Source organism: Rhizobium rosettiformans W3 (assembly GCF_004912135.1).
Lineage (GTDB): Bacteria > Pseudomonadota > Alphaproteobacteria > Rhizobiales > Rhizobiaceae > Allorhizobium > Allorhizobium rosettiformans.
The window spans coordinates 18,479-37,946 of sequence record NZ_STGU01000021.1 but is presented as its reverse complement, the minus strand read 5'-3'; the positions used below and the strand labels follow the sequence as shown (position 1 = coordinate 37,946).

Below are 19,468 nucleotides of genomic sequence, written 5' to 3'. Positions count from 1 at the left end.
ACCGGCCTCTAAATCCCATTGGTCCAGGCGCTCGCCCGACACGAGCGCAGTCTACCCCTCATTTGCCACGACGGCGTCCTCACTTCCCGATCCAATCAGAGAATGTTTCACTGGACCATCCACCGGCTGGCGTAGCAGGGCGACTTGGCCTTGAAGGTCTCGCGGGTCTTGCAGGTCGCCCCGGTCTCGCAGCTCTAGCAGCCCTTGAGGGTCTCCCAGGCCGCGCAGTTCCCTCCACCCGTTCTTCAGGGTTCCATGCAACAGGGCGCCCGGATCGATCCAAACATAGAAGGCCATCAACAGGGCCTAACCAGTTTCCGGTTGCTGCGGACCACCCATGGCCTCCAGATAAATAGGCGACCCAATTCATGTCAGTGTCGAAAATGTGCTCATCCGGCTCGATCCATCCCACCAGCTCACAATTCCTATTGAACAAAGCAAACATCACTACCTCGCCTACCATCGATAGCAATTCGTAGCACCGAGCAGCATTTCCGGCCACTCTGGATTGTGGGAACTCCACGGCTTTAGCTAATCGTCACCTAGATACCGTCATGACGCTATCAACGCCTACGAAAACGAATAGACGCCCCCACACAAACTGATTAGCGGCATCAAGCGGCGGTCTGCTTGTCAATTCGTTGAACCGACGAAACGCCGATACCGAGCGTCTTGGCGACCTTGACTACGCCTATTCCCTGTCCGCGTAGTTCCTTTACCTTGGCCTCGATTAGCCTGTCGTGTGCTGGTCGCCCCAGCCTCTTCCCCTGAGCCTTTGCTCTTGCCAGCCCGGCGTTCACTCGCTCTACGATCATCGAGCGTTCGAACTCTGCGAATACCGCCATCATACCAAACATTGCCTTGCCGCTGGGCGTCGTGGTGTCGAGCGCCTGCTGATGAAGGTAAAGGTCAGCACCACGTGAATGAAGCTCGCCTAGGAAGGCTGTAAGCTCCTGCATGGAGCGCCCTAGTCGATCCACTGCCCAAGCGGCCACCATGTCCACTTCGCGGCGTGTGATGGCTTTCAGCATGGCATCATACGCAGGACGCTTTTCCCGGCCCTTGCTGCCGGAGAAGCCAGCATCTTCGAAGACCTGGACGATCTGCCAGCCTGCCCGCTGGGCCACTGCCTCCAACTCCCGACGCTGATTGTCGGTCGTTTGATCGCTGGTAGAGACTCGAAGATAGATGGCAACACGCTTGGTCATAGGAACTGCTCCGTTGAAGACATACCGAATACAGTTGATTTCGGTATGTCGCAAGAGGCTTCCAAGAAGCCTGGATCTGCTAGCGCCGTCCCAGCGATTTTCAGAAGGGGTTTCGGTATGGGCGCTACAGGCATCAATAGGCTCATACTCATCCGCCGGTAGCCGCATACCCGACCCCTCTCAGCGACCTACAATTGCACCTAAGGCATCTGCCGAGATCGCTGAGCATCCGAGCTTGGTGTCCCCTTGCCCCAATGTTTTTTCACTTAACCGAGATGCGGAGGCCCTTGTACAAGCTTGGCGAGTGCTGGTGCTTTACTTCGATGTTGGCATCGTCTAGCCCTCGGATGGTTGAGGAGGCAAGGGAATGGACATGAAGCTGGGACACGTTCGAAATCCGCTCTCAGTGATCGCGCTCTTCGCAGCGTTTACCGAGGGTGCTGGGATTGGTGTCTTGCCTCTTATCGATAAAGAGGTTCAGGCGGTTTACATCTGGTTTTTGATGCTGTTCCCTATCGCCTTGGTGGGCTGTTTCTTCGCCACCATTTGGTTTGCCCATACAAAGCTCTACGCCCCGTCCGATTTCAAGGACGAGGACAATTTCGTGAAAGCATCAAAGGCTCAGGTTGAGGCGAAGCTCCAGTCTGAAATTTCCTTCAGCGGCGGAACCAGCAACCTCCAGCGTGCTGCGTCTGACGGAGCCTTGACAGTTGAGCATGACCCAACGGCGGCTGCACCTGCGCTCTCTGACGAAAGTCTTATCGCCTCGCCAGCAACGGATGAGGGAGCAGCTCTCTCGTCACTCGTGATCATGCAGAGGGCGAAACTTGCCGAGAAAAACGCGTTGGACGCATTGGCAGCTGAACTTGGAGTTGAGTTCGATCGGAATGTCTCGCCAAGGCATCGGCGTGATCTGATCTTCGACGCAGTTCATGCAAGCGATCACGCATTGATCTTAGCTGAGGTCAAATATGTTCGAAATACTGTGTGGGCGGGCTTAGGGAGCGCACTAAGCTCGATAATCGAGGGCGGCAAAACGGCGGCTGGCCACGACGATCGCTTAAAGATTGTGGGCTACCTCCTCGTTGTTCATGATGGGTTGCCGCCTGCCGACCTCCAAAGCTTGGCAGCTAAAATTCAACCTGCTTTGGCGAACAGCAGCGTACCGATCTATCTCAGGTTCATGGACTTTGAGACACTCATCAACTCACCCGGATAACCACCCAATTCGCTTTGACTAGAGTAGCCTCGGTCGCCCTAGCTCGCGTAAGGCGGGGCACGGGGGACGATGCGCCGAGCCGCATAATCGATTGCCGCCTCGAAGATTTTCGCCGAAAAAAATGGGCGGTAAGGCTGGGAACTGTGCATGGGGAAATTCCCCAGCCTCAAGGATCAAAAGTCAGCGTCTTCGGGGAGCTCGGTCGACGTCTCAAGGTCCAGACCTGGAATGGTGCCGTCCCCCTCTTCTCGGGCTAGATCTACCTCCAACGACCGCAAGAGCCGCCCCAGCCCCTTAGTGAGCCTGCTCCTGTCCGAGCTTCCGCCCTGTTCGAACAGGCACCGTCCTTCAAGCAGCCAAGCGTCCATAGCGTGAGCGACGACCACAATCGGTGGCGGCGGTCCATCGCCACCCTCTGTGGCTTTCTCCGGCTCCGCCATTCTTGCCGCTTCACAGGGGAAGTCCGCCTTCATCCAAGCTATAATGGTCTTGTGGTCCCGGCCCATGTCCTTGCCTATGTCACGATAGGACCTGAACTCGTCCCCCTTCCTGTGGCGGCCTGCTTTGACATAGGCGGCGAACACCCTTCGGCTTTCCCTGGGCTTCAACTGCAGCCCGTGGGTGGTGTTCGCAAGAGCCGCCTGGAAGCGTGCCTCCGTTTCCGTCAGGATAACGAACGTGGCTTGCGCGGTCATGCTTGCTGGACCACCCCTTAACCGTGCCTCGGCTGCTAGGGCCTCCAGGACGGTGAAGCGGTGGTGTCCGTCCAGCACGATAGGGAAGGTCTCATCTCCCTCCACAAAGGCAAGCGCGAGGGGCGGCAACTCAGTCCCGGCACGATAGGCTGACCGTATGCGGTGCATGTTTTGCTTGTCGAGCCGGTCCCTGACTTGCATAGTCGGGTCGATGTGGATGGCGGAGAGGTCGATCTCGAACGGGCCGATAGGTCGCCCTGGAGCCGCTTTCTCAAGCTTCTTTCGAATGGCTTCAATTTTCATCAGTGTTCCTTGCGGTTGTCGCATGCAGATGGCTCTCCTGCGTCTGGAGAGCGCTGCCGTTTGTCGTGAGGGGCTTACCGTTCGCCGCGAAGAAAGCGGGCAAGCGCGCGTTTCGCGAGGGCATCTGCTCGCTCGTTATCTGGGTCGCCAGAGTGCCCTTTGACCCATGTCCAGGTGACGTCCCGGTGCTCGACGAGTTCGTAGAGCTTTAGCCAGAGTTCCCCGTTTTTCACGGGCTCACCCGATGCCGTTCGCCAGCCTCTTGCCAGCCATCCCTCTCGCCATTCGGTCATGCCCTTGATCAGGTACTGGCTATCCGATTTGACGGTGACCGGAATGGTCCGGTTCTTGAGGAAGCGCAGTGCGCGTATCGCCGCGAAGAGTTCCATCTCGTTGTTGGTGGTAGCCTCCTGCCAGCCCGACAGCTCCTTGGGCTGCCGACGAAGAACACTCCCGTCCCAGGAGAGCAGTCGCGCGCCCCAGCCACCAGGACCGGGATTGCCACTGCAAGCGCCATCGGTGGCGATCTCGTAGCGTCGGTTAAATGTGAGGGAAGTTGGGGAGGTATTGTTGATCTCAGACATCGAATTCCTTGTGGGGCTTATACGCGAAAACGCCCCACCTCGGCTTGAGGCAGGGCGTCGATATGGGTTTCGGCCGGTGCCGACCCCGCCCCCTGGGCTGTTCTCCTAGGGGGTGGGATAATCCGCATGGCTCTTTGGGGGTGGGGTAATCGGTCCGATTGGTCAGCTCACAGCGGTGAACGCGCTCCAGCCAGCCCATGCCGCCAAGGCCCAACACGCTAGTCTGATCGGGAAAGCGAGAGGTGAGAAGCGCAGCAGCGCCGACATGGCCTGACTGCTCCCGCACAGGAAGCCGTGGACAGCTCCCAGAAGACCATTGGTGACGATGTAGGCAGCTAGCCCGGCAAGAATGGCGAGCAGCATCAGCGAGTCCCCTCGGTCGAAAGAGTGCCCTGCAGCCGACCGGCGAACAGATGGACGGTACCTGTCTCGTCTTGTTCGATGCCGAGACCGACCGGTACCTCCCGCCACTCAATCCAGAGGCTACGGCTTGCGAAAGGGGGATGGATGAACAGGCCGTTGCCAACGAACGCGAAGCGCCGCCTGAAGCCTTCTGAGAGGTCCATTGCGAGGTTATAGAGAGCCTGAGTGGTCAAGGCAGTTATTGAAGAACGCATGAGTTATCCATTCGAGAAGAGGTTGAGACGTCGGGCTGGGAAGCCCCCGAACGGACGCATGGACGCGGCAGGTCGCCGACCAGTGGTTGGGTCGGAGCTGAAACCCGATGCCGCACATGAGCCCGTCACGGGGTTCCTCAGGCGTCGCGCTTACTCTTCAAAGGGATTGCCGGGACCTTGCGCATCTGGTCGGCGAGGCCGGGAAGCATCGCTTGGCTCTTGCCATAGCCTTCGCTGGATTTGCCCGTGGCACGCCCGGTGATGTAGCTGCGGGCCGCATCCGATACTCCACCAATCATGCATATGTCTTCAAAGAGGTGCCGCCACCCGTGGCTCGGGGCGAGGTCTTTTCGGGTGAGCCCGACCTTTTCCCTGACCCATCTTTGAACCGCCTGGGTCGAGGTAGGTATGAAGAGACGCGCCTCACTATGCGGTGGGTAGGCGCCTAAGAAGTCGAGCAGGCCCTCCTGGATGAGTTCCGGGTGGACCGGGACAACACGCTCGCTCGTCCGGTTCTTAAGGGTTTTGCCCCCTGTAGTGGTCAGCCGGTAGAACCAGTCATCGTTGAGTTGGAAGAAGTTCTCAGGCCGCAACTGAGCTACTTCATTGATCCGTGCGCCAGAATAGGCACACAACCATGGAAGCCAGCGGGTTTCGGGTTTCGTTTGGGCCCTCGCGGCCAACAAAACCGTCTTCGCTTCGTCCATGGTGTAGGTACGGGCATCACTCGCGACGGTCTGGAACGCTGGTGGTTTGACAACGTCGAGCGGATTTCCGGTTGAGTACAGCTCACCGAAGCTATGCTGACGAGCCCATTCCAGGACGGTGCGAAGGTTTTGCAGACGTTGTTTGATCGAGTTGTTCGATAGCCTGCCCTCGCGAAGCATAGCCTGCTTCCAGTCGTCAGCCTCCCGCGCTGTAACCAGGGTCGCGTCGTCGCTGCCTCGAAAAATCCTGAACCCTTCAGCAGCGCCCCTGAACTTGTTCACGGTCGCGTCCCGCATAGGCAAGCCATCTTTGCCCGCTGAACGTCTGCGGACTTGTTCATCGATCACGGAGGTAAAGGTAACGGCTGTGGCTGCCTCCTGCTTTGGGTCGGACGTAATTGGCGAGCGGCTCGGAACCGGAACGAAATCGGGGTACTTGGCGGTCGCGCCACTGTTCGAGTAGTCGCCATCTGCTTTCGCCAAGTTGACCACTGCAGCGTCGTCCAGTGCCTGCGCCACGTATTGCAACAAAACAGGGCGTTGTTCGGGTGAGATCGAAAGGACCTTCTGAGCTAGCTTGATGTCTACGAAGCTCCCGAACCGCCTCTCCATATCCAGCGGGATCGTCTCGGGAGTGGGGATTTTGAGCGGATTGGAGCCGCCGACTGTTGCCCGCTGGTTCTCGACCAGAACGCGTGTCCACATCCTGACGGTGCCGGGTTCATCGTCGAAGGCCGACACGAAGGCGTCACGGATTTCTCCAGCCAGCGCCAACATCTGCTTGTGGGAGAGTGCTGCCGGGATCGAGCGCATTGCCTCCCAGGCTTGCCCAAGCGCTGCGTAGGCCTCACTAAAGCGCCTCTTCGCTTCGGTTGCGTCGCTCGTCTCCAAGGACAGCTTGACGGCACTTCCCGCCTTCACAGCTCGCCACACGCCGTCCACCGGAAGATGAATGGTTCGACCAGGAGCGATCTTCAACAGGTCTTTGGGAACGCGGACGCGAAGGTAGAAGCGTCTGCTGATGAGGGCAGGTGAGGGCATTACGAGGCTCATTGTGTACCGCCGCTGTGTACCAGTGGGACGGCCAGACCTCAAGCAAATCCAATATGTTCTGCAAATCCAAGGGGATGGAATGGTGCTGCTAGAGAGATTTGAACTCTCGGCCTCTCCCTTACCAAGGGAGTGCTCTACCCCTGAGCTATAGCAGCATCTGGCGGGCGACGCTGAGTGGTCGGCCCGGAACGAGGCGCCTATTGCCACAGAGTTTTGGGGAGCGCAAGCCGTAAAGCGTCGAGCTGGCCAAGTTTTGTGACAGGGCCGTCAGGCTCTTTTCGATTTTTCTTCGATCGGTTATCACGCAGCCATGACGAATGACCTGGAAAACAAGGGCGAAGCGGAAGACGATGCTGCGGAGGCGGCGCGGCTTGCCGATCGTGGAAAACGTGTTCTCTCCGACGCCGAGCAGAGGCGGCGGGAGCGGGCGGCCGCAAAGCTCAGGGAAAATCTGGCGCGCCGCAAGCAGCAGTCGCGCGCTCGCCGTGCCGGAGAGGCAGAAGACGGCATCGGTTTGCCGGCGGCCCGCGGGAGCACTCGTCCGGGTGATCCCGACGAAGACGGTTGATGCGCGGCTGGCATCGCGGCCTTTGCCGCAAATTCGTCCAAACCCGGTGATTAACCGAGCGTTGCGGCGTCAATTGAACCGCCCGTGGTTTTCGTCTAAAGAGCCAGCCTCGCCGGATTGGCTTCCCCTCACACGTTCTCAAGGAAAGGCGGGCAGTTTTCGCCCGTATCGCAGGCTCTCATGGATCGCATCAGGATTGTTGGTGGCAATGCGTTGAACGGGATCATCCCGATCTCGGGCGCCAAGAACGCAGCCCTTCCCCTGATGATCGCCTCGCTTTTGACATCCGACACGCTGACGCTCGAAAACGTCCCCCATCTGGCAGACGTCGAGGGCCTGATCCGCATTCTCGGCAATCATGGCGTCGATATCGCGGTCAACGGCCGCCGCGAACATCAGGATGGCTCCTATTCGCGAACCATCCATTTCACCTGCCGCACGGTTGCCGACACGACCGCACCCTACGAGCTGGTCTCCAAGATGCGTGCCAGCTTCTGGGTCATCGGACCCTTGCTTGCCCGCGAAGGCCAGGCCCGTGTGTCCCTGCCGGGTGGCTGCGCCATCGGCACGCGTCCTGTCGACCTCTTCATCGAAGGTCTGGCAGCCCTTGGCGCCGAGATGGAAATCGACGGCGGCTACATCAATGCCAAGGCGCCGAAGGGCGGCCTGATCGGCGCCCGCTACACCTTCCCGAAGGTCTCCGTTGGTGCGACCCATGTCATGCTGATGGCCGCCTCGCTTGCGCGCGGCACGACCGTCATCGGCAATGCCGCCCGCGAGCCCGAGGTCGTCGACCTCGCCAACTGCCTGATCGCCATGGGGGCGAAGATCTCCGGTGCCGGCACCTCGACCATCACGATCGAAGGCGTGCCGAGCCTCTCCGGCGCCCGCCACCGCGTCCTGCCCGATCGCATCGAGACCGGCACCTATGCCATGGCGGTCGCGATGACCGGCGGCGACGTGACGCTCTCGGGCACGGATATCACGCTTCTCGACACGGCAATCGAAGCCATCCGCCGCGCCGGCGCCGAAGTCTCTGCCGTCGAGGGCGGCATCCGTGTCATCGGCCATGGTGACCAGATTCGGCCCGTCGATATCGTGACGGAACCCTTCCCCGGTTTCCCGACCGACCTGCAGGCGCAGTTCATGGGTCTGATGACCCGCGCCAATGGCGTCTCGCATGTCACCGAGACGATCTTCGAAAACCGCTTCATGCATGTGCAGGAACTGGCCCGTCTCGGAGCCAAGATCACGCTTTCTGGCCAGACGGCCCGCATCGAGGGCGTCTCCCGCCTGCGCGGCGCACCCGTGATGGCAACCGATCTGCGCGCATCCGTGTCGCTGGTCATCGCCGGCCTGGCCGCGGAAGGCGAAACCATGGTCAGCCGCGTCTATCATCTCGATCGCGGTTTCGAGCGACTGGAAGAAAAGCTCACCCGCTGCGGCGCGATCGTCGAGCGCATCAGCGACTGACGGCAGCCGCAGGCCCGCTTTCTCGGCAAGGGCGGGGCGAAAAGTCTTTTTGCCCCGTTGCCACTGGACAAGCCGCAACCTATGTCGAAAACATGAATTCGACGGGCACCGCCGAAGGGCGATACTGTGAGGTGACATGACGGACTTGAAGCTGCTGGCGCTCGATGCCGATGATCTCGCGATCATTTCGGCCCATATGCAGGACGCCGTGTTCAAGGTCGGCGACTTGAATTTCTCCGCACGCTCCGGGCTGTTTTCGCTCGCGGCCAACCGCTTCGTCTGGGAAAAGGCGGCGCGGGTTTCCAAGAGCTTCGAGCGTCGCCGCGCGGCCCTCAGCTTCAAGCGGGTTGAAGCGGTCCGCTCGATCGGCTTCGACCGAAGCAAGGCCGATGAGGTGATGAGCCTGCTCGCGATCCGCTATGTGCCGAAGGGCGAGGGGCCTGATGGTGTTGTGGAACTGGTGCTGGCCGGTGGCGGAATGATCGCCCTGGAAGTCGAGTGCATCGAGGCCCAGCTCGCCGATACCGGCGGCGCCTGGGAAACGACGGCCCGGCCGGAGCATGAAGCCGGCTGAGACGGTAAGCGCTGCGGGCTGCAGCGCCATGAAATTGGAAATGCTGAAGAGGGAATAACGGGGCGTGGCAATCTGGCTGGATCAGGCATCGGGGGATTTCGAGGCGCGTTTTGCCGCCTTCCTGACGACCAAGCGTGAAGTTTCCGACGATGTGAACGACGCGGTTCGCAAGATCATCGACGATGTGCGCACCCGCGGTGATGCCGCACTCGCCGACTATTCCAAGCGCTTCGATGGCGTGGATTTCGCATCGGTTCCCATGCCGGTCACGGCCGAAGAGATTGCCGCAGCACTTGCCTCGACGGCGCCTGAACTGATCGAAGCCTTGAAGCTTGCCGCAGACCGCATCGAGCGGCACCACGCACGCCAGATGCCGAAGGATGACATCTACGAAGATGCGATCGGCGTCGGGCTCGGTTCGCGCTGGACGGCAATCGATGCCGTCGGTCTCTATGTGCCGGGCGGCACGGCGAGCTATCCGAGTTCGGTGCTGATGAATGCTCTGCCGGCCAAGGTCGCAGGTGTCCCGCGGATCGTGATGGTGGTGCCGGCAACCGGTGGCGCGATCAACGCGACCGTTCTCGCTGCAGCCAACATCGCCGGTGTGACGGAGATTTACCGCATTGGCGGCGCCCAGGCCGTGGCAGCCCTTGCCTACGGCACGGAGACGATCGCGCCCGTCGCCAAGATCGTCGGCCCCGGCAATGCCTATGTTGCCGCAGCCAAGCGTCAGGTTTTCGGCACGGTCGGGATCGACATGATCGCCGGTCCCTCGGAAGTTCTCGTCATCGCCGACAAGAACAACGATCCGGATTGGATTGCCGCCGACCTGCTCGCCCAGGCCGAGCACGACCCGGGCGCCCAGTCGATCGTCATCACCGACGATCGCGCTCTCGGAGAAGCCGTGGAAGCGGCTGTCGAGCGGCAGCTCAAATCTCTGCCGCGGGCCGAGACGGCCTCGGCGAGCTGGCGCGATTTCGGTGCCATCATCAAGGTTGAAAAGCTTGAAGACAGCATTCCGCTCGCCAACCGCATTGCCGCCGAACACCTGGAGCTCGCTGTCGATGATCCGGAGCCGCTGATCTCTGGCATCCGCAATGCCGGCGCGATCTTCGTCGGCCGCCATACGCCCGAAGTCATCGGCGACTATGTCGGTGGTTCCAATCACGTGCTGCCGACGGCTCGCTCGGCCAGGTTCTCCTCGGGGCTAGGCGTGCTGGACTATGTCAAGCGCACCTCGATCCTCAGGCTCGGGCCGGACCAGCTGCGCAAGCTCGCCCCGGCGGCGATCGCACTCGCCAAGTCGGAGGGCCTGGACGCCCATGCCCGCTCCGTCGCCATCCGGCTCAATCTCGGGGACTAGGGATGGCAGCGGGCGACTTTCGGCTCTCAGATGTCGTGCTGGACGAGACCATCGGTCGCTCGACCCCTGACGTCGAGCACGAGAGGGCCGTCGCCATCTTCGATCTGATCGAGGAAAACAGCTTCGAGCCGGTCGGCCATGCCGGTGGTCCCTACAAGCTCTATCTGTCGCTGATGGACCGCAAGCTGGTCTTCTCGATCAAGACGGAGGCCGGCGAGGATGTGGCCGTGCATATCCTCTCGCTGACACCGCTGCAGCGGATCATCAAGGACTACTTCATGATCTGCGAGAGCTATTACGAGGCGATCCGCTCCTCGACCCCGTCGCAGATCGAAGCGATCGACATGGGCCGTCGTGGCATCCATAACGACGGGTCGCAGACGCTGATGGATCGGCTTTCGGGCAAGATCAAGCTCGACTTCGACACGGCCCGCCGCCTCTTTACGCTCGTCTGCGTACTCTATTGGCGGGGCTAGGCACCATGGATGAGGGCGGGGTAGGTAGCCGCCGTTCGTCGCGGCCGGGGGCGATCCTCTTCATGTGCGGCCAGAATGTCATTCGCAGCCCGATGGCCGAGGCGATTGCAAGGCAGGCGCTTCCCTCTGGAACCTGGGTGGCATCGGCCGGCGTCAAGAAGGGGGAGCGGGATCCCTTTGTCGATGTGGTGCTCGACGAGATCGGTCTGTCGCTCGGCCGCCGCCAGCCACAGACGCTCGAGGATATGGCCGACGACTTCTTCGATCTCGTGGTGACGCTGACGCCCGAAGCGCATCATGCAGCATTGGAGCTGACGCGTCATTCCGCTGTCGAGGTTGAATACTGGCCGATGCCCGATCCGACGGTTGAGACCGGAAGCCGCGAGCAAAGGCTCTCCGCCTATCGCGACGTGCGCGATCGGCTGACCAAGCTGATCCGTGAAAGGCTCGTGCTGGGCCCCGATTGAAGGCGTTTTCGCCCCTCTTGAAACATTTTCCGAAAGCCGAATCTACAAGGTTCACAAATGCCGGGCGATTGTGTAGTTTCCGCCCACATTTTCGGGGCCCTCCGCGCGCCCCGCTCTAAAACCCCAGGAAAGACAACCGCTCTATGGCAAAAGAAGAAGTCCTCGAATTCCCCGGTGTCGTCACCGAACTGCTGCCCAACGCCACTTTTCGCGTGAAGCTCGAAAACGAACACGAAATCATCGCCCACACTGCAGGCCGCATGCGCAAGAACCGTATCCGCGTTCTCGCCGGCGACAAGGTCCTCGTCGAGATGACCCCTTATGACCTGACCAAGGGCCGCATCACCTACCGCTTCAAGTAAGGCTTGAACCACGAGCTGAGGCTTGAGGAGCGCGTCCGGATGGAATTGAGACAGAAGCTGATTTTGGCCTCCGGGTCGCCCCGCCGCGTGGATCTCTTGAAGCAGGCCGGCATTGAGCCCGCGCGTCTGATGCCGATGGATCTCGACGAAACGCCGAAGAAATCGGAGCATCCGCGCTCGCTCGCCCGCCGCCTCTCCGCTGACAAGGCGAGGGCCGCACACCAGCAGGTGCGCAAGGATCTCACCTGGGGCGACAGCTACATCCTTGCCGCCGACACCGTCGTTGCCGTCGGGCGCCGCATCCTGCCGAAGGCAGAGCTGATGCAGGAGGCCTCCTCGGCGCTGCATCTGCTTTCCGGCCGCAGCCACTGGGTCTTCACCGGCGTCTGCCTGATTGCTCCGGACGGCAAGCTGCGCCAGAAGATCGTCGAGACCAAGGTCCGCTTCAAGCGCCTCTCCGGCTACGACATCGAGTGCTACCTCGCTTCGGGCGAATGGCGTGGCAAGGCCGGCGCCTATGCCATCCAGGGCATTGCCGGCAGCTTCGTGCAGAAGATCGTCGGCTCCTACACCAATGTGGTTGGCCTGCCGCTCTTCGAGACGCTGCAGATGCTGCAAGGCGAGGGCTATGACGTCCACACCGGCTGGACGGAGGGCTGATCATGGCAGGACAAGAGCACCAGCGGACCGCTAAAGTCGAGCCGCTGCGCAAGACACGGCCATGCCCCGAATGCAATCGTCCCTCGACGCGCGAGAACTACCCCTTCTGCTCCGACCGCTGCCGCAACCTTGATCTCTCGCGTTGGCTGAAGGGCTCCTATGCCATTCCGGTCGCCGACGACGAGTCCAAGGCCGACGACGATTACCGCGACTGAGGAATTGCCATCCCGAACAAGGGGTGCAGCCAGTGGCGATCTGCTTGTTCTTGTTCACCTTTCAGCGATTTTCACATCTTCTTCAAAAAAGTGCCTGAAGGCGCTGGACATGGCCGAACAAGATGTTATAACCCCGCTCGCTCCCGGGGACATCCCCCGGAGGTCTTGAAAAAGACCGGCAGGCTTTGCACAGAAGCCGAGATGCCCGGATAGCTCAGTTGGTAGAGCAGCGGATTGAAAATCCGCGTGTCGGTGGTTCAAATCCGCCTCCGGGCACCATTCCTTCCTTAAAAAAAAATCGTTCCTATGCAGTGCCGCACAGAGACCTCGTCGACGCAGCTCTGCCTTCTGGTGCCGAACCTCTATCGTTGGCGCGTGCATGGCGAATTTCCGCTATCCTGCATTGAGTGAGCACACAATTCTTCGCAGTTTGTTAACCATCAGCTGATCAATATCATCCATCAATTTTAGCTGTTTTGATCAGGCAGAAGTATTTGATGGGTAGCATTATCACCAACGGCGCAGCGATCTCCGCGCTGCAAGTCCTTCGCAACATTTCCGGACAGATGGGAGCGGCGCAGGAGGAAGTCTCTTCAGGACTGAGGGTTAAGACAGCTGCAGACAATGCTGCCTACTGGTCGATATCGACGACCATGCGCTCGGACAACATGGCAATGTCTGCAGTGCGGGATGCACTGGGATTGAGCGCGGCCGTGTTGGACACGACCTATGCGGCAGTGGAGACGTCCATTGATATCATGGCTCAAATCACCGCCAAGCTGGTTGCTGCGCAAGAACATGGCGTGGACAAGACCAAGATCAATGAGGAGCTTGATCAATTCAAGCAGCAGCTGCAATCGACAATGGATTCTGCAAGTTTCAACGGCCAGAACTGGCTTTCGTGGAACAGCGGCGAAGACTCCAGAGACAAGCAGATTGTCAGTTCCTTCATGCGCAGCAGCGATGGCAATATTTCGCTGGGAACGATCTCCTACGAAATCAATACGCCACCGCCGAGAACCGACACCAATGTGCAGTACTTCGTCGACAACGGGGGCAGTGGGGAATACGGCATCTTGTCGAGCGAGGCCTTCGCTGTTCAGGCGGGTTCAGCGATCAATTACGTATTGATACTCGGCTCGACGGCTCCCGCTTCCGCGGTGGAATTGGTGCTCAGCAACGCGACTTCCTCCGAGGAACTTGATGACATGATCAGCACCGTCGAGGCGATGACAAAGCAGATGGTCTCCGTTGCCTCCCAGATCGGTTCGATGATTTCTCGTGTGGAGATGCAGGCGGAGTTCGCCTTGAAGCTTTCTGACAGCATAGACAGCGGCATCGGCCGGCTTGTCGATGCCGACATGAACGAGGCGTCAACGCGGCTGAAGGCGCTGCAGACGCAGGAGCAATTGGCCGTTCAGTCCCTGTCTATGGCCAACAGCCAGCCGGAGAGTTTGCTCACCTTGTTCCGCCAGTAGGAGCGCGGTCCGGTGGTCCCTGGCTGAGAAGTTGAAGAGTGGCGCGTCACGCCTGAGAGTTTTTGCTCCGCTGCAAAATTGCTCTCAGGCGCAAATCAGCTTCACCGCATATTGACCGATGTCGATTTATCGATTACGACTGACGAAATTCAAAAATCGTCAGTCGTAAATCATCATGACCCCAGTTGCTCCGCAGTCCCAGGATCCCGCCGACACCTCGACCCGTATTCTTCAGGCGGCCGAGGCGCAGTTTCGGCATTATGGCTACAGCAAGACGACCGTCGCCGATGTGGCGAAGGATCTCGGCATGTCGCCGGCCAATATCTATCGGTTCTTCGGCTCCAAGAGCGAACTGCTCGAGGGTGTGTGCGCCCGCATGCTGCAGCAGAGCCTTGAAGTTGCAAGGGCTGCCGCTGCGCTCCCGCTGAGCGCCGAGGAAAGGCTGCGCCGCTACTCGATGAGCCATTTCGAGTTCACGGTCGCCACCATGCTCGACGAGCGCAAGGTCCATGAAATGGTCGTTGTCGCCATCGAGCAGAGCTGGGGTGTCATCGACAAGCATATCGACGAGATCCAGGCGATCCTGACCGAGATCATCGCCGACGGCATGGAAAAGGGGGAGTTCGCCAAAGGTGATCCTGCCCATGCGGCCCGCTGTTTCGGCGCTGCGACCTCGCCGCTGCATCATCCGCAGATGGTGGCCCAGTGCATTGGCAAGACCAATCGCGCCGGGCCGGAAGATTTGACTGAATTCGCCATTCGAGCCCTCAAGATCTGAGCCCCAGCCGGGGAGGAACCACCATGTCCGCCAGCGTCCGCCTTTCCTTGCCTGCATTATCGTTCCTCGCAGCATTCGGGCTTGCAGCCTGCACGGAGGGAGGAGCCGAGGTCGTTGAAGAGCCGAGCCTTCGCCCGGTCAAGGTAGTCGAGATCGAAGCCCCGTCCACCGCGCGGGAGCTGCGCTACTCCGGAACGGTTAAGGCCCGCAGCGAAGCTGCAGCCGGTTTCCGGGTCGGTGGCAAGATCATCGAGCGTCTCGTCGATATCGGCGATCGTGTGGCCCCGGGTGACGTGCTGGCACGCATCGACGTGACCGATTATCAGCTCCAGATGAAGAGCGCCGAGGCAAGTCTCGCTGCCGCCGAACGCCAGCTGGAGACAGCTGATTTCGCCTTGAAGCGTGCCGATGCGCTTTATCGTCAGCAGGTCACCACCAAGGCACAGCTCGAGCAAGCGCAGCTGAGCTACAACCAGGCGCTTGCCACGCGCGACAGCCAACGCTCCTCGCTGGAACAGGCGCGCAATCAGGTCGCCTATGGTGAGCTGAAGGCCGACAAGCCCGGGATTGTCACGCAAATCAGCGCAGACGCAGGACAGGTGGTTTCCGCCGGCAGCCCCGTCGTGACGGTCGCGGCGGATGGCGAAAAGGAAGCCTTGATCGCCGTGCCGGAAAACGAGATCTTCGCCTTTGCGCCTGGCAAGGCAGTCGAGGTCGGTTTCTGGTCCAAGGATGGCCTCACCTTGCAGGGGACGGTCCGGGAAGTGGCCGGCAGCGCGGACGCCACCTCGCGTACCTTCGCCGTGCGAATCGCGCTTCCGGACAATCCGCAGATCCTGCTCGGCATGACCGCGCGCGTCACGGCCACCGCGCCCTCCGATACCAACCTGTTCGAACTGCCTCTGTCGGCGCTGACGCGCGATGGCGCCAAACAGACGATCGTCTGGACCGTCGATCGCATGGCAGCGACAGTCCATGCCCGTCCCGTCACGGTCGACACCTTCTCCGACAAGGGGATCCAGATCTCCTCGGGTCTTGCCCCCGGCGATCTGGTGGTCGTGGCCGGCACGCAATTCATGGCGGAAGACATGAAGGTGCGCCTTGCCGACAAGGACCTGCCGCGCGCCGCAGACGCCGGTAGCGACGCAGCGAAGCCCGACGCGGCGACCCGCTGAGCCCAGCGACCTCACCTTCGGATCCAGACATCATGACACACTCTCCTGCAGAGCCGGGCTCGTTCAACCTGTCCCGTTGGGCGATCGCTCATCCCAGCATCGCGCGTTTCCTCTTCGGCCTGATCATCCTGACCGGCCTCTTCGGCCTCATGCGCATGGGGCAGAAGGAAGATCCCGATTTCACCTTCCGCGTCATGGTCGTCCAGGCCTTCTGGCCCGGCGCCTCCCTGACAGACATGCAGGATCAGGTCGTCAACAAGATCGAGCGGAAACTGCAGGAAACGCCCTATCTGGACTGGGTGAAGTCCTATACCCGCCCGGGCTCCGCGATCATCACGCTGCAGGTGAAGGGCAATACCGATGCCGATGACGTGGCAGAGGCCTTCTACCAGGTCCGCAAGAAGGTCGGCGACATCGAGAACGAGCTGCCGGATGGCCTGCTCGGCCCCTATTTCAACGACGAATTCGGTGACACCTACATCACGCTCTATGCCCTGACGGGCGATGGCTACAGCTATCCGGAGCTGAAGCAGTATGCGATCCAGGCGCGTGACGTTCTCCTGTCGACCGAAGGCGTTGAAAAGGCCGTCGTTCTCGGCGACCAGCCGCAAAAGATCTTCATCGAAGTCTCGTCCAAGGCGCTTGCCGAGCGGGGCCTCACCTTCACCGATCTGCAGAATGCGCTTGCCGGCCAGAATGCGATCGATGCGACGGGCAGCATCGACACCGGCTCGCGATCGGTCCGCATCTCGGTCGATGGTGGCTTCTCGGCTGCCGAAGACATCCGGGACCTACGGCTCAACTCCGGCAGTCAGGTCACGCGTCTCGGCGATATCGCCACCGTCACCGAAGGTCTGGAAGATCCCTATCAGCGCAAATTTCGGTTCAACGGCAAGGATTCCGTCCAGGTCGGCGTCGTGATGGCCAAGGGCTTCAAGGTGACGGATGTCGGCCACGCCGTGGAGCAGACGCTGGAGCGCTTTGAAAGCACCCTGCCGATCGGTCTCGAAGTCTCACAGATCTCGAACCAGCCGGAAGTGGTGCGGGAAGCGATCGGCGAATTCATGAAGGCGCTTGGCGAGGCTCTCCTCATCGTGCTCGTGGTCTCCTTCGTTTCCATCGGCTGGCGCTCGGGCCTTGTGATCGCGATCGCCATTCCCCTCGTGCTCGCGGCCACCTTCGCCGTCATGTACGAGCTCGGCCTCGATCTGCAGCGCATTTCGCTGGGCGCCTTGATTATCGCGCTGGGCCTGCTCGTCGATGACGCCATGATCGTCGTGGAACTCATGGAGAGAAAGCTGGAAGAGGGGCTCGACAAGCTTGATGCGGCGAGTTTCGCCTATTCGTCGACGGCCTTTCCGATGCTGACCGGCACGCTCATCACCACGGCGGGCTTCATTCCCGTCGGCTTCGCGGAATCCACCGCTGGCGAATATGTCCGCTCGCTCTTCTACGTGGTCGGCATATCCCTGGTCATCTCCTGGTTCGTCGCCGTCTATTTCACGCCCTGGCTCGGCTACATGATCCTGAAACAGCGAGCCCATGTCGGCGATCATCACGATGCCTTTGACACCGCCTTCTATCGTCGGCTGCGCAGCGTCGTGGGCTGGGCTGTCCAACACAGGCTTATCGTGATCGGCGCCACCCTGGCGGTGTTTGCTGTCAGCCTCTGGTCCTTCCAGTTCATTCCCAAGAACTTCTTCCCGCAGTCCTCGCGTCCCGAGATCCTCGTCGACATGTGGCTGCCGGAGGGGACCTCCATCAAGGAGGTCGAAGAGGAGGCGAAGCGTCTCGAAGCATCCCTCCTGACCGACGAAGACCAGCGCTTCGTCGCCACCTATGTCGGGGAAGGGGCGCCACGCTTCTTCCTGCCGCTGGACCAGCAGCTTCGCAACCCGAACTATGCCCAGCTTCTGGTCATGGCAAAGGATGAGGAAGCCCGCGAGCGGCTGATCACCAAGCTGCGCATGACACTGGCCGAGGACTTTCCCTCGGTCCGCGGCAAGGTCGATCGCCTCTTCCTCGGCCCTCCCACGGGATGGGCGGTTCAGATGCGCGTCAGTGGGCCGGAGCGGGAGGAGGTGCGCCGCATCGCCGATCAGGTGAAGGCGCGCTTCCACCAGAACCCCATACTGCAGGCCGTTCACGACGATTGGCTGGAGCCGGTCACGGCGATGACCCTCGTCGTTGATCAGGATCGTGCGCGCGCACTCGGCGTCTCCTCGCAGCGCCTGCGCCAGATGCTGCAAGCAACGATGAGCGGGGCGCCTCTCGCAGATGTTCGCGCTGGAGAGGAGACGATCTCAATCGTGGCCCGCGAGCCGGAAGAAAGCCGTCGACTGCTGAGCGCCGTCAACTCGATCTACGTGCCGACCGATCTCGGCGCCTTCATTCCCTTGTCGCAGATTGCCAAGGTGGTTCCGACCCTGGAGCAGGGCATCGAATGGCGCCGCAACCGCCTGCCCACCATCACGGTCCGCGCCACGGTCCCCGACGGCGTCCAGTCGAACGACGTGACCTTGAAGATGTTCGAGGACATGCAATCGCTGCGCGACAGCCTGCCCGCCGGTTATGCGATCGAGATCCAGGGAGGGGCGGAAGACAGTGCCGAGAGCCAGAACTCGATCGCCGCCAAGGCGCCGATCATGCTGCTCGTCATCGTCGTCCTGCTGATGATCCAGCTGCAGCATTTCGGCAAGGCCATGCTGGTCCTCGCCACCGGTCCGTTGGGCATCATCGGTGCGGCCGCAGCGCTGCTGATCTCAGGCGCGCCCTTCGGCTTCGTCGCGATCCTCGGCGTCATCGCGCTGCTCGGCATCATCATCCGCAACTCGATCATCCTGATCGACCAGATCGACCAGGATATCGCGGCCGGCATGGAGCGGCGGGAAGCCATCATTGGCTCGGCGGTGCGCCGCTTCCGCCCGATCATGCTGACGGCGCTGACCGCCGTGCTTGCTCTGATCCCGATCTCTCGCGGCATTTTCTGGGGCCCGCTCGCCTACGCCATGATGGGCGGCATCCTGGTCGCGACGGTTTTGACGATCCTGGTTCTGCCGGCAGCCTATGCCTTCTTCTTCGGTCGCTCTCCCCACAAAGCGTGACCGAAGCGAGAGGAGGAGGGGATCCCCAAGCCTCTCCTCCTCTCCCCCTGAGGGCACAGGCGGCTGGCGCTGTGAGCCCTTCTTTTCTTGATCGGTTGATAAATTTTTCTGACCTTGTTAGATCGCCTCAAAAGGCGACAAAACCGATTTCCTCTTTGCGACGCATATCCCCGGAAGCATTGATTCTGCGGCACTATCTTGAATCGCTAACTTTTGTTGGGCTTGCTGAAAAACCGCTACATCAGTGGAAATTATGCGCTGCAACGCAGCGATTACGGCGAAAACCAGACCAAATCTGTGACCGAATTGAGCCGAATCTCTCTTTACAACGTTTCCGAAGGCGATAAGACACTGCTTCAGTGATTGAAAGGACGCCTTTTGTCGCTTGT

General features: G+C 60.6%; 20 protein-coding genes and 2 tRNA genes. 15 read left to right on the top strand and 7 right to left on the bottom strand.

All coding sequences use genetic code 11. The annotated features are described in order from the left end of the window. Positions 1–79: 79 nt before the first annotated feature. On the bottom strand, positions 80–445 hold the full coding sequence (locus FAA86_RS25225; RefSeq protein WP_136543236.1) for a 4-fold beta flower protein: 366 nt from the start codon (positions 443–445) through the stop codon (positions 80–82). A gap of 169 nt (positions 446–614) precedes the next feature. Then, on the bottom strand, positions 615–1,208 hold the full coding sequence (locus tag FAA86_RS22235; protein ID WP_136543234.1) for a recombinase family protein: 594 nt from the start codon (positions 1,206–1,208) through the stop codon (positions 615–617). A 367-nt stretch (positions 1,209–1,575) separates the two neighbouring features. On the opposite strand from FAA86_RS22235, the gene FAA86_RS22230 reads away from it, so the two are divergent. After that, positions 1,576–2,427: a hypothetical protein gene (locus tag FAA86_RS22230; RefSeq protein WP_136543232.1), complete on the top strand. Its 852-nt coding sequence runs from the start codon at positions 1,576–1,578 to the stop codon at positions 2,425–2,427. Positions 2,428–2,600: 173 nt separating this feature from the next. Here the strand turns inward: FAA86_RS22230 and FAA86_RS22225 are convergent, their stop codons facing one another. From FAA86_RS22225 to FAA86_RS22205, 5 genes are all read right to left on the bottom strand, one after another. Further along, positions 2,601–3,425: a hypothetical protein gene (locus FAA86_RS22225; protein ID WP_136543230.1), complete on the bottom strand. Its 825-nt coding sequence runs from the start codon at positions 3,423–3,425 to the stop codon at positions 2,601–2,603. A 74-nt stretch (positions 3,426–3,499) separates the two neighbouring features. After that, positions 3,500–4,009: a ribonuclease HI gene (rnhA, locus tag FAA86_RS22220; protein ID WP_136543228.1), complete on the bottom strand. Its 510-nt coding sequence runs from the start codon at positions 4,007–4,009 to the stop codon at positions 3,500–3,502. Between the two features lie 162 nt (positions 4,010–4,171). Beyond that, entirely contained in the window at positions 4,172–4,372 is a 201-nt protein-coding gene (locus FAA86_RS22215; RefSeq protein ID WP_136543226.1) for a hypothetical protein, read from the bottom strand. Between the two features lie 391 nt (positions 4,373–4,763). Further along, positions 4,764–6,386 carry a DUF6538 domain-containing protein gene (locus FAA86_RS22210; protein ID WP_167495071.1) on the bottom strand — a complete coding sequence of 541 codons (1,623 nt, stop codon included), beginning with the start codon at positions 6,384–6,386 and terminating at the stop codon, positions 4,764–4,766. Positions 6,387–6,466: 80 nt separating this feature from the next. Further along, a tRNA-Thr gene (locus FAA86_RS22205) sits at positions 6,467–6,541 on the bottom strand. A 155-nt stretch (positions 6,542–6,696) separates the two neighbouring features. Here FAA86_RS22205 and FAA86_RS22200 point away from each other — a divergent pair. The 14 genes from FAA86_RS22200 to FAA86_RS22135 all read left to right on the top strand — a co-directional run bounded on the left by FAA86_RS22200 (position 6,697) and on the right by FAA86_RS22135 (position 19,079). After that, positions 6,697–6,954: a hypothetical protein gene (locus tag FAA86_RS22200; protein ID WP_136543222.1), complete on the top strand. Its 258-nt coding sequence runs from the start codon at positions 6,697–6,699 to the stop codon at positions 6,952–6,954. A gap of 180 nt (positions 6,955–7,134) precedes the next feature. Further along, on the top strand, positions 7,135–8,427 hold the full coding sequence (gene murA / locus FAA86_RS22195) for a UDP-N-acetylglucosamine 1-carboxyvinyltransferase (protein WP_136543220.1): 1,293 nt from the start codon (positions 7,135–7,137) through the stop codon (positions 8,425–8,427). Between the two features lie 136 nt (positions 8,428–8,563). Then, a complete protein-coding gene (locus tag FAA86_RS22190; protein ID WP_136543218.1) occupies positions 8,564–9,001 on the top strand; it encodes a DUF2948 family protein in 438 nt (145 codons plus the stop codon). Positions 9,002–9,065: 64 nt separating this feature from the next. Further along, entirely contained in the window at positions 9,066–10,364 is a 1,299-nt protein-coding gene (gene hisD / locus FAA86_RS22185) for a histidinol dehydrogenase (RefSeq protein WP_136543216.1), read from the top strand. A 2-nt stretch (positions 10,365–10,366) separates the two neighbouring features. Beyond that, positions 10,367–10,840, top strand: coding sequence for a UPF0262 family protein (locus FAA86_RS22180; protein ID WP_113460022.1), 474 nt, complete (start codon positions 10,367–10,369; stop codon positions 10,838–10,840). A gap of 5 nt (positions 10,841–10,845) precedes the next feature. Continuing rightward, positions 10,846–11,307 carry an arsenate-mycothiol transferase ArsC gene (locus FAA86_RS22175; protein ID WP_136543214.1) on the top strand — a complete coding sequence of 154 codons (462 nt, stop codon included), beginning with the start codon at positions 10,846–10,848 and terminating at the stop codon, positions 11,305–11,307. A 143-nt stretch (positions 11,308–11,450) separates the two neighbouring features. Then, positions 11,451–11,669: a translation initiation factor IF-1 gene (gene infA / locus FAA86_RS22170; protein WP_004435948.1), complete on the top strand. Its 219-nt coding sequence runs from the start codon at positions 11,451–11,453 to the stop codon at positions 11,667–11,669. 39 nt (positions 11,670–11,708) lie between these two features. Further along, on the top strand, positions 11,709–12,329 hold the full coding sequence (locus tag FAA86_RS22165; RefSeq protein ID WP_113460020.1) for a Maf-like protein: 621 nt from the start codon (positions 11,709–11,711) through the stop codon (positions 12,327–12,329). A gap of 2 nt (positions 12,330–12,331) precedes the next feature. Further along, positions 12,332–12,544 carry a DNA gyrase inhibitor YacG gene (gene yacG, locus FAA86_RS22160; RefSeq protein ID WP_136543212.1) on the top strand — a complete coding sequence of 71 codons (213 nt, stop codon included), beginning with the start codon at positions 12,332–12,334 and terminating at the stop codon, positions 12,542–12,544. 203 nt (positions 12,545–12,747) lie between these two features. After that, a tRNA-Phe gene (locus FAA86_RS22155) sits at positions 12,748–12,823 on the top strand. A 218-nt stretch (positions 12,824–13,041) separates the two neighbouring features. After that, positions 13,042–14,022, top strand: coding sequence for a flagellin N-terminal helical domain-containing protein (locus FAA86_RS22150; RefSeq protein WP_136543210.1), 981 nt, complete (start codon positions 13,042–13,044; stop codon positions 14,020–14,022). Positions 14,023–14,197: 175 nt separating this feature from the next. After that, positions 14,198–14,800: a TetR/AcrR family transcriptional regulator gene (locus FAA86_RS22145; RefSeq protein ID WP_136543208.1), complete on the top strand. Its 603-nt coding sequence runs from the start codon at positions 14,198–14,200 to the stop codon at positions 14,798–14,800. A gap of 23 nt (positions 14,801–14,823) precedes the next feature. Next, entirely contained in the window at positions 14,824–15,975 is a 1,152-nt protein-coding gene (locus tag FAA86_RS22140) for an efflux RND transporter periplasmic adaptor subunit (RefSeq protein WP_136543206.1), read from the top strand. A gap of 32 nt (positions 15,976–16,007) precedes the next feature. Further along, complete coding sequence (locus tag FAA86_RS22135) at positions 16,008–19,079, top strand: efflux RND transporter permease subunit (protein WP_136543204.1); 3,072 nt, start codon at positions 16,008–16,010, stop codon at positions 19,077–19,079. Positions 19,080–19,468 lie beyond the last annotated feature (389 nt).